General features: G+C 58.3%; 23 protein-coding genes. 9 read left to right on the top strand and 14 right to left on the bottom strand.

Features of this window, described 5'->3' with window-relative positions:
- Nucleotides 1-31 precede the first annotated feature (31 nt).
- Nucleotides 32-502: a DUF2147 domain-containing protein gene (locus OSJ75_RS10710; RefSeq protein ID WP_267227979.1), complete on the bottom strand. Its 471-nt coding sequence runs from the start codon at nt 500-502 to the stop codon at nt 32-34.
- Nucleotides 503-874: 372 nt separating this feature from the next.
- Here OSJ75_RS10710 and OSJ75_RS10705 point away from each other — a divergent pair, with 372 nt between their 5' ends.
- Nucleotides 875-1,330 (top strand): MarR family winged helix-turn-helix transcriptional regulator, encoded by a 456-nt coding sequence (locus OSJ75_RS10705; protein WP_267227977.1) that lies wholly within the window; start codon nt 875-877, stop codon nt 1,328-1,330.
- Nucleotides 1,327-2,142 (top strand): NAD-dependent epimerase/dehydratase family protein, encoded by an 816-nt coding sequence (locus OSJ75_RS10700; RefSeq protein WP_267227976.1) that lies wholly within the window; start codon nt 1,327-1,329, stop codon nt 2,140-2,142. The genes OSJ75_RS10705 and OSJ75_RS10700 overlap by 4 nt, the downstream gene beginning before the upstream one ends.
- Nucleotides 2,143-2,214: 72 nt before the next feature.
- Here OSJ75_RS10700 and OSJ75_RS10695 read toward each other — a convergent pair whose 3' ends face one another.
- Nucleotides 2,215-3,138 carry an AraC family transcriptional regulator gene (locus tag OSJ75_RS10695; RefSeq protein WP_250016034.1) on the bottom strand — a complete coding sequence of 308 codons (924 nt, stop codon included), beginning with the start codon at nt 3,136-3,138 and terminating at the stop codon, nt 2,215-2,217.
- Nucleotides 3,139-3,302: 164 nt separating this feature from the next.
- Between OSJ75_RS10695 and OSJ75_RS10690 the strand changes: the two genes are divergently transcribed.
- Nucleotides 3,303-4,619, top strand: coding sequence for an MFS transporter (locus OSJ75_RS10690; protein ID WP_267227975.1), 1,317 nt, complete (start codon nt 3,303-3,305; stop codon nt 4,617-4,619).
- Between the two features lie 93 nt (nt 4,620-4,712).
- Entirely contained in the window at nt 4,713-5,276 is a 564-nt protein-coding gene (locus tag OSJ75_RS10685; RefSeq protein WP_267228053.1) for a class I SAM-dependent methyltransferase, read from the top strand.
- Between the two features lie 62 nt (nt 5,277-5,338).
- On the opposite strand, the gene OSJ75_RS10680 is transcribed toward OSJ75_RS10685, so the two are convergent.
- Both OSJ75_RS10680 and OSJ75_RS10675 read right to left on the bottom strand, forming a co-directional pair.
- Nucleotides 5,339-5,737 (bottom strand): VOC family protein, encoded by a 399-nt coding sequence (locus OSJ75_RS10680; protein WP_267227974.1) that lies wholly within the window; start codon nt 5,735-5,737, stop codon nt 5,339-5,341.
- Between the two features lie 468 nt (nt 5,738-6,205).
- A complete protein-coding gene (locus OSJ75_RS10675) occupies nt 6,206-6,574 on the bottom strand; it encodes a c-type cytochrome (RefSeq protein ID WP_267227973.1) in 369 nt (122 codons plus the stop codon).
- A 200-nt stretch (nt 6,575-6,774) separates the two neighbouring features.
- On the opposite strand from OSJ75_RS10675, the gene OSJ75_RS10670 reads away from it, so the two are divergent.
- The 3 genes from OSJ75_RS10670 to OSJ75_RS10660 all read left to right on the top strand — a co-directional run bounded on the left by OSJ75_RS10670 (nt 6,775) and on the right by OSJ75_RS10660 (nt 10,560).
- Nucleotides 6,775-7,701: an AraC family transcriptional regulator gene (locus OSJ75_RS10670; protein WP_267227972.1), complete on the top strand. Its 927-nt coding sequence runs from the start codon at nt 6,775-6,777 to the stop codon at nt 7,699-7,701.
- 183 nt (nt 7,702-7,884) lie between these two features.
- A complete protein-coding gene (locus OSJ75_RS10665; RefSeq protein WP_267227971.1) occupies nt 7,885-8,343 on the top strand; it encodes a (2Fe-2S)-binding protein in 459 nt (152 codons plus the stop codon).
- Between the two features lie 3 nt (nt 8,344-8,346).
- A complete protein-coding gene (locus tag OSJ75_RS10660) occupies nt 8,347-10,560 on the top strand; it encodes a xanthine dehydrogenase family protein molybdopterin-binding subunit (protein WP_267227969.1) in 2,214 nt (737 codons plus the stop codon).
- Here OSJ75_RS10660 and OSJ75_RS10655 read toward each other — a convergent pair.
- Nucleotides 10,557-11,051 carry a hypothetical protein gene (locus OSJ75_RS10655; RefSeq protein WP_267227968.1) on the bottom strand — a complete coding sequence of 165 codons (495 nt, stop codon included), beginning with the start codon at nt 11,049-11,051 and terminating at the stop codon, nt 10,557-10,559. The two genes, OSJ75_RS10660 and OSJ75_RS10655, sit on opposite strands and share 4 nt — an antisense overlap.
- Between OSJ75_RS10655 and OSJ75_RS10650 the strand changes: the two genes are divergently transcribed.
- Nucleotides 11,050-11,454, top strand: coding sequence for a thioredoxin family protein (locus OSJ75_RS10650; RefSeq protein ID WP_267227967.1), 405 nt, complete (start codon nt 11,050-11,052; stop codon nt 11,452-11,454). The two genes, OSJ75_RS10655 and OSJ75_RS10650, sit on opposite strands and share 2 nt — an antisense overlap.
- A 5-nt stretch (nt 11,455-11,459) precedes the next feature.
- The gene (locus OSJ75_RS10645; protein WP_267227965.1) at nt 11,460-12,179 is read left to right on the top strand and encodes a cytochrome c biogenesis CcdA family protein; all 720 of its coding nucleotides are present in this window, start codon (nt 11,460-11,462) and stop codon (nt 12,177-12,179) included.
- A gap of 28 nt (nt 12,180-12,207) precedes the next feature.
- Here OSJ75_RS10645 and OSJ75_RS10640 read toward each other — a convergent pair whose 3' ends face one another.
- From OSJ75_RS10640 to OSJ75_RS10600, 9 genes are all read right to left on the bottom strand, one after another.
- Nucleotides 12,208-12,843: an NrsF family protein gene (locus tag OSJ75_RS10640; protein ID WP_267227963.1), complete on the bottom strand. Its 636-nt coding sequence runs from the start codon at nt 12,841-12,843 to the stop codon at nt 12,208-12,210.
- Between the two features lie 49 nt (nt 12,844-12,892).
- Entirely contained in the window at nt 12,893-13,450 is a 558-nt protein-coding gene (locus OSJ75_RS10635; RefSeq protein ID WP_267227961.1) for a chlorite dismutase family protein, read from the bottom strand.
- Between the two features lie 9 nt (nt 13,451-13,459).
- Nucleotides 13,460-14,095, bottom strand: a complete 636-nt coding sequence (locus tag OSJ75_RS10630; protein ID WP_267227959.1) for an NrsF family protein — start codon at nt 14,093-14,095, stop codon at nt 13,460-13,462.
- A complete protein-coding gene (locus OSJ75_RS10625) occupies nt 14,082-14,648 on the bottom strand; it encodes a sigma-70 family RNA polymerase sigma factor (RefSeq protein WP_267227957.1) in 567 nt (188 codons plus the stop codon). The genes OSJ75_RS10630 and OSJ75_RS10625 overlap by 14 nt, the downstream gene beginning before the upstream one ends.
- 93 nt (nt 14,649-14,741) lie before the next feature.
- A complete protein-coding gene (locus tag OSJ75_RS10620) occupies nt 14,742-15,350 on the bottom strand; it encodes a TetR/AcrR family transcriptional regulator (RefSeq protein ID WP_267227955.1) in 609 nt (202 codons plus the stop codon).
- 164 nt (nt 15,351-15,514) lie between these two features.
- Complete coding sequence (locus tag OSJ75_RS10615) at nt 15,515-15,715, bottom strand: hypothetical protein (RefSeq protein WP_267227954.1); 201 nt, start codon at nt 15,713-15,715, stop codon at nt 15,515-15,517.
- Complete coding sequence (locus tag OSJ75_RS10610) at nt 15,712-16,482, bottom strand: hypothetical protein (protein ID WP_267227953.1); 771 nt, start codon at nt 16,480-16,482, stop codon at nt 15,712-15,714. Before OSJ75_RS10610 ends, OSJ75_RS10615 begins: the two co-directional genes overlap by 4 nt.
- The gene (locus OSJ75_RS10605; protein ID WP_267227952.1) at nt 16,482-17,579 is read right to left on the bottom strand and encodes a Rieske 2Fe-2S domain-containing protein; all 1,098 of its coding nucleotides are present in this window, start codon (nt 17,577-17,579) and stop codon (nt 16,482-16,484) included. Before OSJ75_RS10605 ends, OSJ75_RS10610 begins: the two co-directional genes overlap by 1 nt.
- Before the next feature lie 385 nt (nt 17,580-17,964).
- Nucleotides 17,965-18,681: an SDR family NAD(P)-dependent oxidoreductase gene (locus OSJ75_RS10600; protein WP_267227951.1), complete on the bottom strand. Its 717-nt coding sequence runs from the start codon at nt 18,679-18,681 to the stop codon at nt 17,965-17,967.
- Nucleotides 18,682-18,862 lie beyond the last annotated feature (181 nt).

Raw genomic sequence — 18,862 nt, 5'->3', positions numbered from 1 at the left:
GCACGGGCTATCGCTGGCGCGTCATTGGGCTTCACTGCGCGCGGCGAAGCACCATGGTTCGGCCAAGTATGGCGGTGCCCATATAGGCGCGAAGCTCGAGTTTTCCGCTCACCAGCGTGGCTCGAGCGGAGTGCGTCTGGCCAGTTGCCCCGCTGTAGAAACTTCCGTCTTCCCAGCGACCGTCAGCGGCGTCCCATTTGAGGTTCGTCACCAGAACGGCTCGCTCCAAGGAACGGCTTCTGAGGTTCGGGTCCGGATTGAGCGTGTCCTTCTTGAAGGTCTTGTCGTCGGCCTCCATCAGAAGTTTTCCGTAGAGGACCCGGGCCGCATAACTTCCTCCGGCGTCAAACATCTCGAGTTTGATGTTGCCGTCTTCGGATTCCCAGACGCCGACGATCTGATCCGGTGAAGAAGCCTGTGCGAATGCAGATCCAGCCGAAAGGCCTATCACGCCCGCCAGGAGCGTTGCGACCAGCATGGGCCCCGTTACTGATTTCAACATTCTACGTTCCTTTTGTCGGTTAGGTGGACGTCACGTCGAGAGTCGTGCCGCCCTGAGTTCGATGGCTGCCCAATCCCAAATCAGCGCGGCCTTGGATCAGGCCGGGACGATTGCCGGACATTGTGCTGCGGAAATTACACGGCGGCTGCCGAGCGACGAATGCCAAGAACCGCAAATTTCCTGCCCGATCCTGCAGCTGAATAGGAGGCCTTGCCCGCCCCGCGCAGCAGTTCGCGAAGAGGGTGGGCCCTTAATCCGCCCGCTGATGCGCTCTCCTATTCCAACCCGCGATCAGAGCAAGGCGCAGCCCTTGACATTTGTTTGGTACCTTGCATATTTGCTAGGTAGCTAGCAACATTGGAGTATGCAGCGGTGATCGGGAAAGACACAGATCGTGACATCATTGGAGCTTGGGCCAAGCGATGTTACTTCGCCGGTCGGGCGGTCATGGATTCAGCCTTGCGTCCTTACGATCTTGGCTCCGTGCAGTGGTACGTGCTCCAGCAGCTCGCAACGGCAGGGCCGACCATGCAACGTGATCTCGTGCGGTTGCTCGCGATCGAACGCGCGACAATGACTGGCATCGTTGCAACGCTCGTGCGCAAGGGGTTGATCGAGCAGGAGCCAGACAAGGTTGATCAGCGCCAGAAGCTTCTACGCATCACCGCCACCGGAACGACGCTATGGGGCGAGCTGCCTGATTTGTCCTTCATTCGCGCAGCCGCGTTCGACGGCATCGACGATGCCGACATTGCGATCGCGGTCCGAGTTCTCCAGAGCGCGACTGATCGGCTCGAAACCATTCTGCAGAAAGGAACCCATCCATGACAGTGCTGATAACCGGCGCAACGGGGCTCGTCGGAGCCCGTCTTCTTCCGCGCCTCGTCGAAGCAGGGCTGAACTGCCGCGCGCTCATGCGCAACAGCAAGAAGGCACCCGCCGGCGTGGAAGCGGTGGAAGCCGATCTCCTCGATCCCGTTTCGCTCATGCCGGCAATGGAGGGCGTTTCGGCGATCATCCATCTCGCAGCGGTTTTCCGCACGCCCGACACCGATCTCATTTGGAAGAGCAATCTCGAAGGCACGTGCAATCTCATCGCGGCGGCGAAGGCGCATGCGCCCGAGGCGCGTTTCATCATGGCAAGCACGTCCAATATCTATCACGCGGACAGCCCGCATCCTGGCCGCGAGGACGATGCGGCGAACCCGCAACAGGCCTATCCCGCCAGCAAACTGGCTGCCGAGAACGCATTGCGCAATAGCGGGCTGAACTGGGCCATCCAGCGGTTTGGCTTCGTCTATGGCGACAATGACGGACATCTCCAGGAACTGCCCCGACTTGTCGCCAATTACAAAATGCATCCTGCCCAGAGAATGAGCCTGGTACATCACCGCGATATCGCCACGGCCATCAACATCGCCCTGACCGGGGCGATGGATGGGCGTATCGTCAACATCGCCGATGAGGCCCCGACTTCGATCTACGAACTCGTCACCCTGGTCGGCGGCACAATGGAACCGTCGGCGACGCCGCTCGGAAATCCTTGGCACCTCCACATGGATGTCTCGCTTGCTCGCAGCCTCGGTTTTCAACCGATCGTCAGAACCGTTCATCAGGCTGCGCGGCAAAATCTGATGTGATTGGCTTCGTATGGTATTCTAAAAGACCGCTCCGAGCCGAAATGACACGGAGCGGCCTCCTGCAGAACGCGTTCAGGCGGAACGGGCCTTGCGGCTGGCATACTGGCTGTACATCCGCTGGTGGTTCAGCGCGTCCTGCTTCGGAGCCACGCCGAACATTCGGGAATATTCTCGGCTGAACTGCGACGGACTTTCGTAACCGACCTTGTAGGCGGTCTCCTCGACACTCGCCGCGTCCGCAACCATGATGCGCCGCGCCTCCAGCAGGCGCAGTTGCTTCTGGAACTGAAGCGGCGTCACCGAAGTCAGTTGCTTGAAGTGCTGATGGAACGAGGACGGGCTCATGCGCGCAACTTCGGCAAGTTGCTCCACCCGCAGGGATTGGGTGAAGTTGGCCCGCAGGAAATAGATGGCTTTGGCAACCCGCATGAAATTCGATTCCGGCACCGCGAGACTGCATAGTTCGGCGCCATGCGGGCCCGTGAGAAGCCAGTAGCAGATCTCGCGCATGACAGATGGATAGAGGATCGGGATTGCCTTCGGCGTTTGCGACATCCGTATCAGCCGCAGCACGCATTCCGCCAATGGTTCATCGACCGTCCCGACGAACACGCATGCACCGGGAGTGGCAGGCGGAGCCGGAGGCGTCTCCAACTGCTCCAGCACCTCGCGCAGCATCGAAACGTCCAGATCTATGGTGACGCCAATATAGGGCAGCTGCGGGCTTGCATCGACGACCCGACCACTCGCCGGCATTTCCATGCTGACGACCAGACATTCCATGGCGCCGTAGCGAAGCGTGTCCTCACCGAAGTGAATTTCCTTTGCTCCCTGGACGACGACACACAGCGACGGACGGTAGATCATCCGCATCGGCATCCGCTGTTCGTATGAACGGGTGATGTTGACGCTGTCGATCTGTGTCGGGAACAGGCCCTCACCGCCGCCCTGGCTTTCGATATAAGCGGTTACTCCGCCAAGGAGCGATGACGACACGCGAACCTCCGACTGCGTTCGAGGCCAGCGCATCACTTGCCCTGCCATAGGCAACATATCGCGGCCTGTAGGAATAGGCAAATTTCTTGCTGTATCGGGCATTTTGGTCATTGAAGACTTCCTCTAGCTTGATGATGCCAATCACAGCCAGGGAAGCGTCAAACATGACAGAAATTGCCGCGTCGTCAATAGACAGTCGAGACGTGCCGACCACTATGTCTACTGCCGACGGCGATGAATATGTTCAGGGGCGACGGGTTGTTGTGCTGCTTGTCGCACTGTTTCTTGTCAGCGTTACGTCGCAGGTCGATCGGATGCTTCCTTTCGTCCTGGCCGAGTCAATCAAGAAGGATCTAGACCTGAGCGACACGCAGGTGGGCTTACTGACAGGCATCGCCTTTGCGGTGTGCTATACGCTCTTGTCGATGCCGCTCGCCCGTGCTGCCGATCGAGGCTCGCCGCGCTTCGTCCTGATCCTGTGCATCGTGCTCTGGACCGCGATGACGGCGCTCGGCGGGCTCGCCATGAGTTTCTTGTTCCTCGCTTTTACACGCTTCGGCGTCGCCTTTGGCGAGGCCGGCGGCACGCCCTCCAGCCACGCGATCATTGCTCGCAAAATCGCGCCCGAGCGCCGCGGCCTGGCACTGGGCATTTTCTCCATGGGCATTCCGCTCGGCACCATGGTGGGCTTCGGAGCAGGCGGTGCGATCGGCGACGCCCTCGGCTGGCGCACAGCACTCGTCGGCGCCGGCGCCCTTGGGCTGCTGATCGCCCTGCTGGCGCTCATCGTCATAGGACCGACTCCGCCGCTCAGGCGCACGGCGGCCAATAGCGAGCCCTTCCTGCGGGCGAGCCTGCAATTGCTTTCCTCCCCGGCATTCCGTTGGCTGTTCATCGGGTCGATCGCACTCGGTTTCGCTGCGGCTCCGTTCTATGCATTTGCCGTTCCCTTCCTCATCCGCACCCACGGCTTCAGCGCCAGCGAGGCCGGACTGGCGTTCGGGCTGCTGCAAGGCCTGATGGGGATAGTCGGGACGCTGGTGGGCGGGCGCTTGTTCGATCGCGCGGTGCACTCCGGTACCGGCCGGGTCCTTGGGCCGCCCGCCATCCTCTTCATGATCGCAAGCTTGACGACGTCTGCCGCTTTGTTCGCGCCGGTCGGCTGGCTTTCCATCCTCCTCTTCGTACCCGGCATGCTCTCCTTCGCGTTTCTGCTACCCTGGTGCTTCGGCGCCGCACATATGGTGGCCGGCAAGGGCAAGGAGGCGATGGCGACGAGCCTCGCAATGGTCGGCTCCGGCCTTCTCGGCCCAGCACTCGGTCCCCTGATCGTTGGAATCATCAGCGACTCAGCGACAGCACAGCAAGTGCCAAACGGTCTTGGGATCGGTTTGCTCATCGTCCCGATGGCGAGCATCCTGACCGGAATCGCCATGCTGATTGCAAACCAGCGGATTGCTGCCGTGTTCGGCAATAAATGATGGCCACGGCCGCAACAGAAAGATCACTCCATGCAAGATCCAACACCTGACAGCTACGCCTCAACAGCCGCGTCCATGCCTCATTGCCAGCGCATGACGGAAACTGCCGGCTTCTTCCGGGCGTGGCTTAAAAACCCGATGCGCGTCGCCGCCATTGCGCCATCATCGAGCACGCTTGCCAAGCTGATTACCTCCGAAATCTCTCATGATACTGGGCCGGTAATTGAATTGGGCCCTGGAACCGGCGCGTTCACGCGTGCCCTGATCGCTCGGGGCGTCAGGCAGGAAGACCTCGCCCTGGTCGAGTTCGGGTCCGAATTCGCCGCCGCACTCGAACTCCATTATCCGCGAGCACGCATGCTCCAGATGGACGCCGCCCGCCTGAGGACCATCGATATCTTCGGCGGGAGGCAAGCCGGCGCCGTCGTCAGCGGACTGCCCTTGCTGTCAATGCCGCCCCGGAAGGTGATGGCGATTTTGACAGGCGCGTTCCGCAAGATGACGCCGGACGGCGCCTTCTATCAATTCACCTATGGCCCCCGTTGCCCGGTTCCACGCAGATTGCTTGATCATCTCGGCCTCGAGGCGGTGCGGATCGGCGGTACGCTGGCCAACCTTCCGCCCGCGGCGGTTTACAGGATCAAGCGCAGACATTGAGCTCGCAGTGCTAGAACCCAACATTCTCGGGCTCTGTTGCAAGCCAATCGCGTATGCCAAGCTTAGCGCGATCCGAACCGCGCTTTTGCTGCATCGGTAAAAGGCATAAACAGGCTGACGGCGGAGCCTTCGGGATCGCGGACCTGGAATGTGCGATTGCCCCAGGGCAAAAGCTTGGGCTCATGCACTATATCAGCCTTATCTTTGAGCCTTTCGAACGCAGCGTCGATGTCGTCGACCATGAATTCGAGGATCGCGGTGCGATTAGCGCACGGCTCCGAACTCCCCGGGCTGAACAATGCGACTGTCTCCGCACTGCCGATTGCCAAGGTGCCACCAGAGATGGCAATTTCGGCGAACTGCGGCGCAAGCCAGGTGGCAGCTGTTTCTGTCATCATCTCATAGAACGCCACCATGGCTTTGATATCGGCGGCGATGAGACGGACGGACGCGAATTTCATGATTTTTCCTTTGATATCGCCGGAGCGTTGATGACAGCTTGTGCATGGCCCGCTTGTAGCGCAATCATGTTGCCACCATTATGTCAGCAGGTGTCACACGGCCAGCGACATGATGGCCGCTCCCCTCAGCGCGCTTGCCGGCGGGAAGCAGCAGTCATCCTCACCGATCAAAAGCCGCTCGACATCCCGCCATCAGGCCGATGAAACCGATGGCGCTCACGCGCGCTCCCAACTGATAGCCGGTCAGGATTCCGCAACTTCGATCGCCTATGGCGTGGGATACGAAAGCCCGAACCAGTTCCGTCGGGAAGATGCCGGCCCGTTTGGACGGATGTGTTGCAAAAATCGGTTAGGAGGAAGCTCCGCTGTTTGCGCATCATGTGGATGAGTTCGATGCAAGCGAGCATGACGCTGACTGCAGGTTCGGACTTGAAGCCGAGCATGGATGGACAGGTGCGCGCCGGTCGGTCACTCGAGTGTCTTCAAATACGCGATGAGGTCCTGTCGCTCTTCTGGCTTATGTATCCGAATCGTCATCGTTGTGCCGCGCACCAACTTCGTCGGAGCTTCCAGATAGGCATCCAGACTGGCGTCGTCCCAGACAATATTTGATCCCGCCAACGCCTTGGAATAGCGAACGTGTTCTGTCGTTCCGGCCTTACGGCCCACGACGCCTTGCAGGGTCGGTCCGTTCTTTCTGCTGCCGTCCACTGAATGGCATGCGCTACAGCGGGCAAATAGCTTCTCACCTTTCACCGCATCGCCTGCAGCTGCGAAATCGTGACAGAGCGCCCAGCAGACCAGTCCGAGAAATGAGGCAATATGGGGTTTGTCCATGGCGGAATCGTCCTTTCGCAGGTCACAGAGCATCTTTGACACGTAACCACTGGAAAGGATGGGCGTTAGCCCGATCGGTCAGTATTCTTGCCCGATCCTCTGAATATCAAAGAAATGTGATACGACATTTACGCAGTGACTCGATAAGTGAGCGGCTCCAGGGATGGTATTAAGGAGGGCTCGCCATCGAGAAGGAAAGAATGCGTAGCGTCATTGCGCCCATACGGCAGCGCATTGTCGACCGCTTGACGAGGCTTGCGTGGGACGGAACAACCTATCAGCACCCTGTCCCCGATCTCGATCTTTATCGCGTCGTCGAACCGCTCGGTCCCGCTTGCGTTGTGTACGAACCGAGCGTGTCGCTGATCATCAAAGGCAGCAAGCAGATGCATGTCGGCGGCAAGACGATGGTTTACGATGAATGCAGCTTCTTCCTCATTTCCATCGGTTTGCCGCTAACCGGGCAGGTCTGCACGGCAAGTTGCGACAATCCTTATGTGTCAGCACGATTGAGGCTTGACCTTGAAAAGGCGCGGCGCATTATTGCCGATCACGATCTGGGTATATCGAACATGCCGCGACACGATCTCGGCGTGGCTGTTGGTACTGCGACGCCAGAGCTTTTCGATGCCTTGTTCAGGCTGATTTCCCTCGCCGACGCGCCTGGTGACCTGCCATTTCTGGCCGGTAACATCCATGACGAGATCCTCTACAGGTTGCTCCGGAGTGACCAGGGCGGCCACCTGCGCCGCGTTGCGCTCGCCGGCAGCAATGGCCATCGCATAGCCAAGGCGATCGCTTGGCTCCGCGAGAACTACAAGCGACCGCTCCGCATCGATGAGCTGGCGGAGACTGCGAACATGGGCGTATCAACGCTTCACCATCACTTCCGCACCATGACCGGGATGAGCCCGCTACAATTCCAAAAACACCTGAGGCTCTATCATGCGCGCGAATTGATGCTGGCTCAGTCTATCGATGCCGCCACGGCTGCACTCACCGTCGGGTACGAAAGCCCCACCCAGTTCAGCCGAGAATACCGGCGGATGTTCGGCCATCCCCCGCTGCGTGACATCAAGTCCATTCTCAACGCCGGTGAGACGCTCCGGCGGAATGTCGTGGGCTGACCAATCAACAGCATATTTCATAAGCTCAAGACGATCAGGCAAGAATTCAGCAAGATCGTGCTACCGATAGCTCCTGCCGCCCCCTAAGATGGCGAAGCAATTCAATATCTGGAGAGAGCGCGTGATCCGGCGTGCCCCCGCCGCGTCATGCGCGCCTCACACCATAGCCAAAGGACGAACACCATGGTGACTGTAACCATCAACGGCGCCCAGCACACAGTCGAGGCGGAAGCGGATATGCCCCTGCTCTGGGTCATCCGCGAGCTGGTCGGCCTGACGGGTACGAAGTTCGGTTGCGGCGTGGCGCAATGCGGCGCCTGCACCGTTTTCGTCGATAACGTTCCAGTACGGTCATGCCAGACCCTCGTTGGTGACATCGAAGGTCAAGCCGTGACCACTATTGAAGGCCTCGACGGCAAGGTCGCAAAGACGGTGCGGGCCGTCTGGGCCGATATGGATGTGCCGCAGTGCGGTTATTGCCAGTCCGGCCAGATCATGTCCGCGACAGACCTCCTGACGACAAATCCGAAGCCCACCGACGATGACATCGACGCTGCCATGTCAGGCAATCTCTGTCGGTGCGCCACCTATCATCGGATTCGAGCGGGTATTCATGAAGCTGCCAAGCGCTTGGAGGCCTAAGTCATGATTCCCAAACTGATGCATTCGATCGTCATGCCCGCTGCCCATGCCCAGGCATCGCGCCGGCAGTTTCTGCTTGGCGCAATCGCCATCGGAAGTGGCTTTGCTGTCGGTTTCCGCATGTTCGGCGCCTCATCTGCAACAGCCAGCGAAACGGCTGACGCAGGAACCCACGCCTTCTCGCCTTACGTCACCATCGACGAGAGCGGCAAGGTCACTGTGCTGTCGTCCCAGTTCGAAAGTGGCCAAGGCTCCTACCACGGTCTCGCCACCTTGGTGGCCGAGGAACTCGAGGCGGATTTCTCCACCATCGAGGTTCGGGGTGCTGCCGGCAATCTGAAGGCCTACGGCAACATCGCGTTCGGCGGCGCTCTACAGGCCACTGGCGGATCAACCTCTATGATGACCTCGTGGGATCGCTACCGCAACGCCGGTGCGGCCGCGCGCACGATGCTTGTTAAGGCTGCGGCCGCGGAATGGAACGTCCCGCCAGCAGAAATCTCTGTCAGGAACGGGATCATCACGCACTCATCCGGACGGCAGGGCGGGTTCGGCGATTTCGCCGCGCGTGCGGCAACCATGCCGGTTCCGTCGGATGTGGCTCTGAAGCAGCCTTCCCAATGGACGCTGATCGGCAATGCTGGCCTTAAGCGCTATGACAGCGCCCGCAAGGCGAACGGCACTGAACAATATACAATCGACGTCAAACTACCCGGCATGCTTACGGCGGTCATGATCCATCCACCGGTCTTCGGCGGCAAGGTCAAGTCATTCGATGCGACGGAAGCGAAAAAGCTGCCGGGTGTTGTCGACGTGGTGGAGATACCGCGCGGTATCGCTATCGTTGGCGACCACATGTGGGCGGCGCTTAAAGGGCGCGACGCGGTGACCGTCGAGTGGGACGAGAGTGACGCCGAAAAGCGAAGTAGCGCAGAACTCACGCAGATGTACCGCGAATTGGCGGTGAAGCCACCCGAGGTCATTGCCAGCAAGGAGGGTGATGTCGATCCGGCGTTCTCGGGCGCAGCGAAGATTCTCGAAGCGACCTTCGAGTTCCCCTACCTCGCCCATGCTGCACTAGAGCCGCTGAATGCAGTTGCCCGCAAGAACGACAATGGCACGCTTGAGATATGGGGCGGGCATCAGTTTCCGGATCAATATCAGACTCTCTCCGCAGAAATTGCCGAGATCACGCCCGATAAGGTGCACCTGCACGTCATGAAAACGGGAGGTAGCTTCGGGCGGCGGGCGGTATTCGATGGCGATGTTGTTGTCGAGGCTGTCTATATCGCCAAGGCACTGGGCTACCGCGCTCCGGTCAAGGTGCAGTGGACACGAGAGAACGACATGCGCGGCGGACGCTATCGTCCGGCCTATGTCCACGCGATCAAGGCCGGCCTCAACGAGAGCGGCAAGCTTATCGGCTGGAGCAATCATATCGTAGGGCAGTCCATCGTGTCGGGCACGGTGATGGAGGGCATGATCCAGAACGGGGTCGATCCGACATCGGTGGAAGGGGCCGTGCATCTGCCCTACGCCATTCCCAACAAGACAGTCGGGCTCACCACCACACGGACCGGCGTCCCGCCCCTCTGGTGGCGTTCGGTGGGCTCCACACACACCGCATTCGTCGTCGAAGTGTTCATGGACGAGGTTGCGGAAGCAGCCGGTCGTGACCCGATCGACTATCGCCTGTCGATGATGGAACCGGACTCACGCCACGCGACGATCCTGAAAATGGCCGCCGAGAAGGCGGGCTGGGACAAACCGGTGGCGGAAGGCCGGTTCCGGGGCGTATCGGTTGCCGAAAGCTTCGGCTCTGTAGTGGCGCAGATTGCCGAGGTCTCGCTTGACGGTAGCGGTGGCATCAAGGTAGAGCGCGTCGTAGCCGCCGTCGATTGCGGACTGGCGATCAATCCTGACCAGATCCGCGCGCAGGTAGAGGGCGGCATCGGCTTCGGTCTCGGCGCCATCCTTGGCGAGGAAATCACCCTCACCGACGGCCGGGTGGATCAGGGCAATTACGATCTCTACACACCGCTGAGGATCGACGCGATGCCTAATGTCGAGGTCCACATCCTTGCTTCGGCCAATACGCCTTCGGGCATTGGCGAGCCGGGCGTTCCGCCTATCGGTCCTGCCGTCGCCAATGCCGCCTACAAGGCGCTCGGCAGGCGCATTCGCATCATGCCGTTCGCCAAATCACTCGGCGCTTAATTCTGGTTGAAGGGGCAGGACGACGACATTGTGCCGATCCCCGGCACACGCCGGATCGAACGGCTCAAGGAAAACCTCGCTGCTGCGGACGTGACGCTATCGATCGATGATCTGGTCAGCATCGGAAAGTCCTGCCGCGTGGCGCTTTCGGTGCGCGCTACGATGGCGATATGGTCCCAAACTGGATCTGACAGACAATGGGTGGCTGGCATTGCTCGCCACCCGTCGTTGACTCGCAAATAGGCTTCACACGAGAATGTCCGCCGCACGCGCATAGGCGGCACCAGCATGGTGCCGCGAAGGCCCTGGTACGTTCCCTCGCCAACCTCTTCGGGATTAGCGCACGCCTCCGTTTCGGCGTCGCCGTGCAGGCATATCCGAAAGGTGTCCAACGAGGCGCAAAAGATCCCCGTCTGGATGTAACAAATGCCAGTCTGCGCCGAATACTCAATAAGCAAGACAAGATTGAACTGACGAAAAGGAAAGCCCATGTCAGCCCTTAAATCCGCCGCTATGTGCATGGCCGTCATTGCCAGCCTGTTTTTTGTCTCGGCCGGAGCCAATGCCGGAGAGCGTCAAGCCTTCTCGACCACCAAATTCGAAGAGGCCCAGGCGGCTGGCTCTCGCATACTTGTCGACATAGCGGCGTCCTGGTGTCCGGTTTGCAAGGCGCAAAAGCCGCTTATCGAGGAAATCGCGGCCGAACCGGCAAATGATGATCTTATTATCTTTCAGGTCGATTTTGACACGCAAAAGGATGCCGTCCGCGGCTTTAACGCGCAAAAGCAGAGTACCTTGATCGCCTATCGCGGCAAAACGGAAACGAAACGCTCTGTTGGCGACACCAATTCGGAGTCGATTGCGTCGCTCATCGCAAGCAATCGGGACAAGTGAGCATAATGCTTGGCAATACGTTCTTTGCGTTTATTGCGGGAACGCTCACGGTACTGGCACCCTGCGTGATCCCGCTGCTTCCGATCGTGCTTGGAACGGCGGCCAGCAAGCATCGGCTCGGCCCGATCGCGCTAGCAAGTGGATTGGCGCTCGCTTTCGTGGCTGTAGGCCTTTTCGTTGCCACCATCGGGTTTTCGATCGGCCTCGATGCCGACAGGTTTCGGCTTTTTGGCGGCGTGTTGTTGGTGGCTTTTGGCTTTGTTCTGCTTATGCCGGCGCTGCAGCTCCGATTCGCCACTGCGGCCGGACCTCTTGGCAATTGGGTCGAGCAGCGGTTTGGCGGCGTTCAAGGCGATGGCTTGACCGGCCAGTTTGCTACAGGCCTGTTGCTCGGTGCTGTGTGGGCCCCCTGCGTTGGACCGACACTGGGGGCTGCGTCCGTGCTCGCCGCTCAGGGGCAGAACCTTGGCCAGGTAGCCCTGACAATGTCCGCCTTCGGCATTGGCGCAGCACTACCCCTGCTTCTACTCGGCTACCTATCACGCGAGGTGCTGATCCATTGGCGTGATAAATTGCTCGGCACGGGTCGTACCGGCAAAATGTTTCTCGGTGGAGCGCTGCTAATCGTGGGTCTTTTGATTATTTCGGGGCTCGACAAGCAGCTGGAGACGGTCTTGGTCAACGCATCACCGGCATGGCTCACGAACCTAACAACTCGCTTTTAAAACGCGGTGACAATTTCGACTGGAAGCTCTACCAGCGAAGAAAGCGCCGCCCTGCAAAATATCCAATCACAACGACTACGGCAGTCGCTGCTGAATACCATGTGGCCACAAACAAAGGGCTGTCATCAGGACAGTTGGAGGCGTAGAGCGTCGATGCGATCCCGGCCGATACCAGCGCGGCGATGGCGCCGGCAAGGCCCGGGTCGTCAGGAGCTCCGTTTTTCATGGCTCGAAACAATAAGATACCTGGGAAGAAAGACAGGACCGGGATCGCGATCAGGCAATGCACGGCATTGAGGCCAATGAGCCGTGCACCCCACAAATCGGGCGGCGTAACAATCAATTCCACAATCACTGCTCCAAGAAGCAGCATCGGAACAAGAAGTAACAGCCACCGTCGAACAGTCGCACCTTGCCCTGGCTGAACCATGGCGGTCAACAATGACGAAGCGATCGAAAAAAGCGAGAGTGTGAGAAGGAATTTATATGCAAACCGTGCTTTCTCAATGGCTTCCGCAATGTCAGGGCGCACTCCCAAAACGGCAAAAAACAGCGCACACGACATCATTGCTCCCATGATGACAGCGAGCAATAGCGACTTCGAGGTCTTGACCGGTGGTCGAGTATCCTGTGCAATCAGATTGATCAGGTCGTCTGTTCTCACGCGACTTCTTTCCTACTGTCAAATAATAGCCGGCTACGTCCTGCCTGCCTCAATAATCGGGTTCTCGCAGCCTTAGTCGGACTTCAACTTCACGATCGACATACTCCCATTCCGCAGTTCCACGCAACCGGTCGAGCAATGTATCGAACTGGGGGCTGGCCTCTTCAGAGAACTCGAACCATGTGAGAAAATCGAACGGCTCTCCGAGATCCCGGCCATGATACAGGCGTCGTGCAATTGCCGGCAAATACTCGATACCAATGCCGATATGTACGGAATCTTGGATAATGCCCAGACGCTCGTCTTGCGCCAAAGACCACCATTTTTCGGATTTTCTTATCGGGATTAAAGCGGCAAGACGCGCTGTGTTTCGGCCAAGCGGAGGCTGAATTGTGGAAAGCTGCTCGGCTTCTAGCCGACTGGCATACCGAACGCTGCTGGTCGTACCTCGAAGTGTCCAGCTAACCTGTAACAAGGGAGGCGTTTGACTCCCATCGGTCACGGCAAGGTAGGGTGCAAGCTGCAGTCCTCCTCCCGAGACGGCTCGCACAGCGTCAATTCTCCACTGCCCTCTCTGTCCAGCTACGAACGAAGTTGGTTTTACCACAGTTGCCTCCTACCAGCGCAAGAGCACGCGGCCGAAGATTGCTCCCACCAGCGCGACAGCGGAAATTGCGATCGTATACCAAAGCACAACGAACAAGGGGCTATCGTCATCACAATTTGCAGCATAAAAGGTCGCCGCAATGCCTGCAGCGACGAGGCCAGCGACAGCGCCCGCGACGGCAGGTCGAACGGGCGCGGCATGTCGCAGCGCATACAGCAAGCAGCAAAGAGGGCCTGCTGCCAAGGCGGGAATGAACGTCAGGCAGAAGCGCGCATTGTGACCGATCATGCGCACATACCAACTCTCCGATGGGACTGCGCAAAGCTCGATGATAGCTGCCAACGCGATCAGCGCGACCGGAATGAGAATCGTCTTTGTCCAGAACGACGTTGGCACGCCCGGCTTTCCAATTCGGAACAAGACAGCACTCGCCGTTATTGCCAAGGATATGGTGACGACAAATTTGAACAGAAATCGACCGGTCTCCATCACAGAGTCGATATCGGGACGCAATCCGATAAAACCGACAAATACAGTTCCGGCTATCAGCACCGCCGCAAAGAGCGCATGAAGCAGCAAATGATTCAGGTTTTGGCGGACCGACGTGTCTTGAGCCAAGAGGGCAATCAGATCATCCGTTTTCATTGGCACGCTCAGAGTAAATGGCGGCCAACCCTTTTAACGCCCGATGCAGCGAGACACGAACCGCCACTTCGGTCATCTTCAACCGTTCCGCCGTTTGTCGCACACTGAACCCTTCGATCGAAATCGACCGGACGATGGTCCGCTGCGGGTCCTTCAATCGCCCAAGAATCCTCTCCAGGTCCATACGGTCCGACACGCCGTCACCTTCGTCACCCTCCAGCAACCCGATAACATTCTCCAGTGGCACAGTGATATTGCGTCCACGTCGGCGCAAGCTATCGATGACCTTGTTGCGCACGATCGCTGAAATCCATGGCCCCAGTGGTCGAGCCGTGTCCCACGTTCCTCGTTTCAAGTGGATTGCCAGTAGCACTTCCTGTACCACGTCTTCTGCCTCGCTCACCGGAGCACCGAATTGTTCACATCGTTTGCGAGCCACCGCACGTATAAAGGGCGTGACCGCGCTCAACAGGCTATGATAGGCGTTACTGTCACCAGCAATCGCGGCACGCATCCAGTCAGCCCATTTCTCTTCGCGCGCCAGATATTTCATCCGACACCAACGCATTCGCCGAAACTCTCGACTTTGTTACATATCCTTTTAGGGGCCTCCCCCGCACGGGAAGGACAACCGAAGGCGTGGTTATTATGCATTGTCCAGCTTTTGTCCTGAGTGTGGTTCCAAAAGGGCGAATATCGGTTTGATCAGACCTTCGAGAAGTTCTCTTTCCGGCCGAGTGCGTGCAAGAACACGAATCCCCAGCAGAGTTCCCAGCAACGTGCGTGCCAAGTCGTCTGCGGACTGATCCTGGCTGATTGTGTTGTTCGCCTGGCCTGCCTCGATACAACGCCGAAAGAATGTTTCGACTTGCACAAGGACACCTGCGACGGCCCGCTGGAACTCTGGATCATGCGGCGCAACTTCCAGGGCAGAATTGACAAGCATGCAACCTTTGCGCTTTGCATCCTCGAGTGACCTGTCAATAATCTCCTCAAAGAATGCGCCAATGGCAGCGCGGGGTGGCCTGCGTTCGAACCGGCCGATACGGTCTACGAAGCTTCGTTCAACATATACGTCCAGGGCCCGGCGATATACCGCACGCTTGTCACCAAACGCATTGTAGACGCTTGCAGTGGTCAACCCCATTGCAGTGGCCAAGTCCCGAATTGACGTCGCTTCGTATCCGTGTTCCCAAAATTGCTCCACGGCTTTTATCAGGACCTGTTCCTCGTTGAACTCTCTGGGTCGGGCCATTGCTAATCTCTCAAAAAGTAGTTCCAGACACGACAGCCCCTGAATTCAACACACTCATTTTAGAACAGGTGCGTTAAAACGCAAATGGTTTCGGCGCTGGGCGACATCATGCGGCTATTTCGCGGAGGTACTCGCAAACGTAGTCGTTGGTGCGTGAGATCGAGTTAGTGGCGCAGCTTGGACAATAGCAAATCCAGACCTGACAGTACCCCAATGGCGGTCAGGCCGAAAATCACGTAGCGCAGTTCCTCGAAAGGCGTGCCATCAACGTAGCTGAAACCGTATTGCCACGTCAAAACAATTGCTACCGCGACAAGGGTGGTCAACAAAAGGCCAAACAGACCGGAACGAAGCGTACGGGTCATGCTCCGGTCTCGCTGGCGGGCTTATCGATTTTCATGATCAGCAGATCGTCGCGCCGTTCAAGGCTGCCTTCGAGAACTATTGGAACACCGGTCTTGTCGAGCATTGTAGTCGGCATAGGTCCACCATCCTTCGAAGCCAACAAGAAGAACATATGCCCGTGAATTGGAGCAGTAGATACAAAAACTGGAGGCACACCTCCAGAAATACAAAGATTGGCACAAGCCTTGTGCGCGAGGCCGGTTCCAGGTTTCATGGCGCCTGCACTGCATTTTCCATCGCATATCTCGCCGGTCAGACGCCACGAACCGAGATTCTCCGGTGCGGACGTTGCCGGCAGTGCCGGCATTTGCGGATCGGCCGCTTTCAGGTCGTCTTCGCCGCCGATCAGCAGCATTGTCAGGTCTCCACGCTTAACGAAAACACCGCCTGCCCGTACGGTTTTGCCCGTAAGCGGCAGTGCCCTATCGTCAATCCCAAACTTGCCCGAGCCCGCCAGCATGACAGCCCGCGCAGGCTTTGTACCGTCTGCGGGAATACGGAGAATCGGATAGGGTTTTATCTCCATGGTGCCGATCAGGTGCTCGCCGGAGAGGTCATCCGCATAGCTGCCCGACCCTGGGCTGTCGGTATTGAGAGACAGCAATGCCGACGCCGAAGCCATTGCCGCAATGAAGAACAGGATGACCCCGATCATCAGTACCCTGACATCCGGGGGGACCTTCTTGAAGTAACCGACAAAAAAACCACGCTCTACGGGCCGCAGCATCAAATTGGTCCTACATTGTTCGGCGCGACCGTCCCCCCGTCCAGTTCGGCGGGAATGGCCAGTGGCTCCAGCTTTGTTCCAAGTGGCAAAGGCTCCGGATCAACCAGAATATTCGACCCCTTTAAACGAAGGCGATATTTGCGGATCCGCTCCTGGAACGGCGGCGGTGAACAACCATCCTCGGGACGATACTGATAGCCATGCCATGGGCATGTAATAAAACCTCTGATCACCTTGCCTTCGCCGATGGGTCCGTTCTGATGCGAGCAGATATTGGATATGGCTGAAAGACCACCCCTTGAACGGAAGACGGCGATGCGCTCACCGCCCGGCGCTGCCCCGATGATTGCTCTGCCTTCGGCAATCTCGCTGACGTCACCAACGATCACCCAAGGAGCTTCAGGGGTGTTTTGCAACGCAGCCGCGTCAGCCGATGTCTCTCGCCGGCCCGCAACGAGGTGGAGGACACAAAGTGTGGCCAATCCGCCGAGCGACAAAAATGCCAAAGCAAGATCCCGGCGATCGATCAGGGAGCCAAGCGCCACATGCAGGATGACCGCAGCATAGGCGAAGTAGATGCCCATGTGGATCGCCTTCCACACCGGCGGCGTCAAGAAGGAAAGCCAGAAATCATGGCTCGTTACCGCAAGCATTGCCAGAATAACGAGCGCAAAAATGCCAAAGAGTTCGAAAGGAAAGCCTGTGATGGTCAGGAAGCTGGTATTGCTGGTGAACAGCGCCCTGAGTTGTGGCGTAGGACTGAAGGAAAAATACCATTCGAGCACATAATAGGCGTGCGTGGCCGCAATAATCGCTGTCATCACGCCAAAATGACGACGATTATAGAGTAGCGGGACGAAACGCACGTCGATCCGCGCCAGTGGCCCGATTGCAAGGACAATGGTCAGCATCAGCAGGGCCAGAGACCCAAAGGCACGCATCCGTTGAATCGGCAGATCGGTGTCCCGAAGCGCGGAGGACATGACAGGCCCCAATCGCAAGAAAATGAGGATGTAGATGAAGATGCCGGCCAGCATGACTGCATCATAAATGAGTTTGGTCTTATTCCAGATGACCGGTTTGTAGGATACGCTCATGGATTGCCACTCCCCTGTGGTGCGGGATCAAGACGTACCGCTGGCGCATCGGCCGGCAATTTTGGAACGCTCGCGAAGATCACGACGAGCATGATCGGAAGAGCGATTGCAAGGCATGTCCAGATCGTTGCATGTGCACGACGGTGATGGCGCTGCATGCTACCGTTCTCCTCTAGAGAGTCTGATCCACCGCCAGACGACCAACGGCCAGAGAAGAACGAGCCCGGGGAGAAGGAGTGGGCGGACTGCATAAGCCTCGCGTGCTGCCGGATCGATATTGTCAAATCCAACCAGTAGAAAGGCGACGGCGACAGCGAGGCCGATACCGCCCCAAAGCATCAATCCTGCGGAGACGGGATCGGACATCGAAACCATCGGCGCCTCCTCAGACACGGCCCGTTGCCGGTATGGCCGCGCCGGTGACGATGCCTGCTTCAGGCGAGATGAGGAACCCGATGAGCTTGGCTATATCAATTGGCTGAACCCAATTGTCCATCTTCGCATTCGGCATCGCCGAACGGTTCTGTGGCGTGTCGATCGTGCCTGGCAGAATACAATTGGCTGTAATGCGCTTGTCGCGATTTTCCGCGGCAATCGCTTCCGTGAGCCGGATCACCGCCCCTTTTGATGCTGCATAGGCGGCTTGATTGGCGCCCGCTTTCAGTCCCGGCGCTGCCGCGACGTGAACAATGCGGCCGTAACCCGCATTCTGCATCGGTTTCAGGACCGCTGCACTGATTGTGTAAGCTGTTCTGGCATTCATGTGAAACAACTGCTCCCACTGCTCCAGGCCCGTCTCGCCTACAGGTCCCATCTGGAAGCCGCCGACAGTATTGGCGAGCGCATCGAGCCTGCCAAATCTTGCCAGCGTTTTTTCGACGACCTCCCGGCACGACGTCAAATCGGCAAGATCGATGCCGCCGATCTTCAGGATCTCGCTGCTATCGGGCAGGTTATCGGCCAGTTTTTCCAACGCTTGCGAATTGTGTTCGACGCAGACGAGCCGCGCGCTCGTCCTTGCAAGTTCCCGCGCTACCGCGCTTCCCAGATTTCCCCCTGCCCCTGTGACAAGCACAACGCTGTCTAACTTCTGTTCAGCCATTCGATCACCATTCCTGTCTCGGAAAACGATACGTCCATGTACCTTCGCGAATTCACGCGGCTTTGTTACAGGCGCCGTGGATTCTTTTCTCCGAACCCGTTCATTGGCACTGCATCAAAAAAAGCAAAAGGCGCTGTAACAAATCACTGCGGTGCAGCCGTAGTGGGGCTTGTCAGAAGGA

It is taken from the genome of Phyllobacterium sp. 0TCS1.6A (assembly GCF_026420825.1).
GTDB lineage: Bacteria > Pseudomonadota > Alphaproteobacteria > Rhizobiales > Rhizobiaceae > Phyllobacterium.
The sequence above is the reverse complement of the archived record's forward strand: the minus strand, read 5'-3'. Positions and strand labels throughout refer to the sequence as shown.

What these genes read in the sequence shown, in the direction of transcription:
- OSJ75_RS10710 (WP_267227979.1), bottom strand. Translation starts at nt 502, where the DNA reads ATGTTGAAATCAGTAACGGGGCCCATGCTGGTCGCAACGCTCCTGGCG.
- OSJ75_RS10700 (WP_267227976.1), top strand. Translation starts at nt 1,327, where the DNA reads ATGACAGTGCTGATAACCGGCGCAACGGGGCTCGTCGGAGCCCGTCTT.
- OSJ75_RS10690 (WP_267227975.1), top strand. Translation starts at nt 3,303, where the DNA reads ATGACAGAAATTGCCGCGTCGTCAATAGACAGTCGAGACGTGCCGACC.
- OSJ75_RS10685 (WP_267228053.1), top strand. Translation starts at nt 4,713, where the DNA reads ATGACGGAAACTGCCGGCTTCTTCCGGGCGTGGCTTAAAAACCCGATG.
- OSJ75_RS10680 (WP_267227974.1), bottom strand. Translation starts at nt 5,737, where the DNA reads ATGAAATTCGCGTCCGTCCGTCTCATCGCCGCCGATATCAAAGCCATG.
- OSJ75_RS10675 (WP_267227973.1), bottom strand. Translation starts at nt 6,574, where the DNA reads ATGGACAAACCCCATATTGCCTCATTTCTCGGACTGGTCTGCTGGGCG.
- OSJ75_RS10670 (WP_267227972.1), top strand. Translation starts at nt 6,775, where the DNA reads ATGCGTAGCGTCATTGCGCCCATACGGCAGCGCATTGTCGACCGCTTG.
- OSJ75_RS10665 (WP_267227971.1), top strand. Translation starts at nt 7,885, where the DNA reads ATGGTGACTGTAACCATCAACGGCGCCCAGCACACAGTCGAGGCGGAA.
- OSJ75_RS10660 (WP_267227969.1), top strand. Translation starts at nt 8,347, where the DNA reads ATGATTCCCAAACTGATGCATTCGATCGTCATGCCCGCTGCCCATGCC.
- OSJ75_RS10650 (WP_267227967.1), top strand. Translation starts at nt 11,050, where the DNA reads ATGTCAGCCCTTAAATCCGCCGCTATGTGCATGGCCGTCATTGCCAGC.
- OSJ75_RS10655 (WP_267227968.1), bottom strand. Translation starts at nt 11,051, where the DNA reads ATGGGCTTTCCTTTTCGTCAGTTCAATCTTGTCTTGCTTATTGAGTAT.
- OSJ75_RS10645 (WP_267227965.1), top strand. Translation starts at nt 11,460, where the DNA reads ATGCTTGGCAATACGTTCTTTGCGTTTATTGCGGGAACGCTCACGGTA.
- OSJ75_RS10630 (WP_267227959.1), bottom strand. Translation starts at nt 14,095, where the DNA reads ATGAAAACGGATGATCTGATTGCCCTCTTGGCTCAAGACACGTCGGTC.
- OSJ75_RS10625 (WP_267227957.1), bottom strand. Translation starts at nt 14,648, where the DNA reads ATGAAATATCTGGCGCGCGAAGAGAAATGGGCTGACTGGATGCGTGCC.
- OSJ75_RS10620 (WP_267227955.1), bottom strand. Translation starts at nt 15,350, where the DNA reads ATGGCCCGACCCAGAGAGTTCAACGAGGAACAGGTCCTGATAAAAGCC.
- OSJ75_RS10615 (WP_267227954.1), bottom strand. Translation starts at nt 15,715, where the DNA reads ATGACCCGTACGCTTCGTTCCGGTCTGTTTGGCCTTTTGTTGACCACC.
- OSJ75_RS10610 (WP_267227953.1), bottom strand. Translation starts at nt 16,482, where the DNA reads ATGCTGCGGCCCGTAGAGCGTGGTTTTTTTGTCGGTTACTTCAAGAAG.
- OSJ75_RS10605 (WP_267227952.1), bottom strand. Translation starts at nt 17,579, where the DNA reads ATGAGCGTATCCTACAAACCGGTCATCTGGAATAAGACCAAACTCATT.
- OSJ75_RS10600 (WP_267227951.1), bottom strand. Translation starts at nt 18,681, where the DNA reads ATGGCTGAACAGAAGTTAGACAGCGTTGTGCTTGTCACAGGGGCAGGG.